Raw genomic sequence first — 3512 nt, forward strand, 5'->3', positions numbered from 1 at the left:
CTGCGGCCCGCAAGGGGTGCGGGGCCTGGCTTAACCCTGGCGGGCGCTCCCCAGGAAGGCCGCGACCGGCGCGGCCCACAAATCCGGTGACCGCCATGCTGACCAGCCGCACGACATCCCTACTCCCCGCCAGCGACGGCCTCTCGGAGGCCGCCCCGTCCGCCCATCTGCTGGATGAATTGCAGCTCTACGGCTATCGCCCCTTCCAGGACGAACCCGACCCGCGCCCCTTGCCAGAGGCCGATCAGGCCAGGGCTGAGATCGGTGCTTGCCTGGAGACCCTGGCCGGGCTGTTGACCGGCACCCGGCTGGAGGATGACCTGGACGATCTGCTTTGGGCCTGCGTCAATGTCTTCCATCGCCGCATCGGCAGCCTGGAGCGCGACCTTGATGCCAACGAACAGGCCCAGCAGCGCAGCCAAACCGAACAGGACGGCTCAGAAATCCGCTCTGTTGAGCTGGAACGCCTGACTGCGGAAGGGCTGGGCCTGATCGAACGCCGCAACGCCTTCGAGTTCTTCCGCGACGCCGCCGCCGAGATGTACGAGGCTCTGACCGGCTCAACCTGGCGCCCGCGCCAGGGTTCACAGCTGAACCACCGCGCCCTGACAGCGGCGATCATCGACAGCCGCGATCATATCGCTGCCCGCCGGCATGCCGACACCAACCTGCTGCTGCCCCCCGGCCCCAAGGTGGCCTTTACCGGCGGGGTGGAGTGCAACGATGTCGACCGCATCTGGACGGCGCTGGACAAGGTCCATGCCAAACACCCCGACATGGTTTTGATGCACGGCGGCAGCCCCAAGGGAGCCGAACGCATCGCCGCCTGCTGGGCAGAGAACCGCCGCGTCGCCCAGATCGTCTACAAGCCCGACTGGACCCGCCACAAGAAGGCCGCACCCTTCCGCCGCAACGACCAGATGCTGGAAACCCTGCCCATCGGCCTCATCGCCTTTCCAGGCTCCGGCATCACCCAGAACCTCGCCGATAAGGCCCGCAAGATGGGCGTGCCGGTGTGGCGGTTTGGTGAGGGGGGATGAAGATCAGTCACAACGATCCAATTCGTCGTTATTGGGGCCGGAAGCGGACGGGCGGGTTTTGGGCCGTTTGAGAAGATAAATGTTCCTGGTTGATCAACGGTAGCTTTGATGTGCGGATTGGATGACCTTCACATGCTCAAGGCCAATGCTCTGAAGAAATGAACGCATCCAGTTGATATTAGATTGATGCTTTGGACCTAGAATTACCTCTCTGACTGCCAGCCGGGCAGGATCTGCTATTAGACAGGGAATGAACGGCCGAATAGATGATCCATCAGAAAAATATTCGATCTCAGGTAAATTTACCCGGTGCCGGTACCGCAACAGACGCCACTCGCGCTCCTCGTGGAAGGTTTTCGGTTTGGTTTCATAGATACGAAAGTGCAACGGTGCCAAAATATCCAAAAGCTCGCGCACAAGTCCCGCTGATAACTTGTCCCGAGTTAGAAAAAGACCGGCAATATCCGACTCTCGGTCTGCTAGCGCACGTAAAGCATCGTGGCGATTAAGTCCAGACCTAAGGGTTACGAACTCACCACTTGATCCGAATTTATCCACAATGTGTTGTGCGAAAGGTATCAACATCTCGCGAAGTGGCGCTTCACCGTAGTTGATTTTTACCAAACTATAAAAATTCTTCCCGAAATTAACTTTACCATAATCGCGCACTAGCTCTTCAGTGCAAAATCCAATTGCAATCCCAGTCCCATCACATGCATACGCGCGCCACTGACTAAGAAGATCGCCGCTCTCCGAAAGACATAGTGCGAAGCCTTCAGTGGCATCGGCGTATCCTTCCACGATTATAGACGCAACATCAATCACTCCCTGCGGCAGCCTAGCTTCACTTAGTAACTGGGCAAAAACCCTACCTAAAACCCTGCCTTCCATGCTGTCATTGGCAGCAGAAAGGGGAGATAATCGGAAAGTTCGAGATTGAAGAATTGCAAACCCTGTGTGAGAAGTGCAATAATGATACAGAGTCTGGTCCATAATATTCTCACACTGAGGAGTTATGCGCCAAGGTTGGATATTATTGAGTATCCATCTAGGCGGCCATTAGATTTTATTTCTGGAAATCAGGTACTAAGTCTGGTTCAAGATTCTTCATGGCCAACTCCCTTATTATGAGTTATCTAAAGCACTCTCTCCCGGAATCGTCGTTGATCCGGAAATCGTACTCCCAAGCTTTTACGGGAGCCAGCCAAGTGGCTAGAATATGGGCACAGCGATCGGTCACGCAAGGGCGACATTATTATGGTAGATACTATCGAATGGGGAAATGTGTTCTGGCTCGGCGTTGCTGCAGCCTTTGGCTCTGTCGTAACGACCGGCATGAAATATGTGCTCACTGATATCATCAGGAGAATAAGTTTAAATATATGGTTCATACGCACACTTGATAAATTAACGAAGTATTCAATTACTTCAAAGTGGCGCGGCACCTGGGATATGGAATGGGATGTCGTCAGCCCCAACTTTCCCTATATAAATCGTGGAATTGGAAGAATTTATTGCTTTGGCTCGAACATCGCGTTTGAAAGAACCGCGATGACACGTAAAGGAACGGAAACTATTTATGGCTTTGTGGGTCAACTAACCTGTCAAGGAAAAGTCGTCACAGGTACATGGTTCAAACTTCGTCAACGAGAGTCTGGCTACCACGGCGCCTTTCAACTCCGAATGTGCGAACCTGACGATCTGGTGACTGGAGCATGGGTTGGATTTTCCGATTCACATTGTACTGTGAATGCAGGGGGGTACCGTCTGACTAAACTCAGCAGTTCACCTATCTGGAAGGTGCCCGGAGAAAGACTGTGTGGTCAGGCGCCACTGTGGCGCCTTCCTTCATCGACTTCTCGGTGGTCGGAGGAATAGATCACAACGAGATGAATTTCTGTCAGAAATGCAACCTTGTTATGTCTGCTTTTGAGCGTCGTTGCTATAGCTGCCGACGACTGAATTGGGGGCGCTAAGCGGTCAGCGGAACACCGTGATCTTCGGACCGTGCGGCGCAGAAACGCACGCCGTTGGGCTGGGCCTCTTTCATGCCACCGTCGGCCGTTTCTTCAGCGCTAAGGTGGGGGGCTCGGGAAGACCGAGAGCCGTGCTTTGAGCGGTGAACTACGCCTTTGCAGACGGCCACACCTCTCCGTTTCGCCGCACAATCACAGCCCCATCCCCGCTGTCCTCCTGTTGGCGTAGAGCCCGCGGTGCCTGCGCCAACCCTGGGGATGTGAGAAAATTTCCCCTGCCGAAACCACCCCGCCTATGGGGCGGGGCCCCGGTTTCGGCATTCCGCGCGGAACAAATTTTCTCCACCCCAGTGTCCTCCACTTTGTTGCGGCCCGTCGCTTTGCTCGGGTGGCGCTAGTCACCTTTGCGGTCTCTGACGCCGGGGACATCGCGGGGATGGTCCCGCGACCGCAGCGTAGGAGACAGATCATGGCCATCACCCTCGGCACCTTCACC

At 55.6% G+C, this 3512-nt stretch carries 3 protein-coding genes; 2 read left to right on the top strand and 1 reads right to left on the bottom strand.

What is annotated here, in order from left to right; genetic code table 11:
* Positions 1 to 95: 95 nt before the first annotated feature.
* Complete coding sequence (locus Q0072_RS01940; protein WP_298324938.1) at positions 96 to 1040, top strand: DUF2493 domain-containing protein; 945 nt, start codon at positions 96 to 98, stop codon at positions 1038 to 1040.
* A 93-nt stretch (positions 1041 to 1133) separates the two neighbouring features.
* On the opposite strand, the gene Q0072_RS01945 is transcribed toward Q0072_RS01940, so the two are convergent.
* A complete protein-coding gene (locus Q0072_RS01945) occupies positions 1134 to 2033 on the bottom strand; it encodes a DUF2971 domain-containing protein (protein WP_298324931.1) in 900 nt (299 codons plus the stop codon).
* Positions 2034 to 2297: 264 nt separating this feature from the next.
* Here Q0072_RS01945 and Q0072_RS01950 point away from each other — a divergent pair, with 264 nt between their 5' ends.
* Positions 2298 to 2918, top strand: a complete 621-nt coding sequence (locus Q0072_RS01950; RefSeq protein ID WP_298324935.1) for a hypothetical protein — start codon at positions 2298 to 2300, stop codon at positions 2916 to 2918.
* Positions 2919 to 3512 lie beyond the last annotated feature (594 nt).

The sequence above is a fragment of the Asticcacaulis sp. genome (assembly GCF_027484505.1).
In the GTDB taxonomy this organism is placed as follows: Bacteria; Pseudomonadota; Alphaproteobacteria; order Caulobacterales; family Caulobacteraceae; genus Asticcacaulis.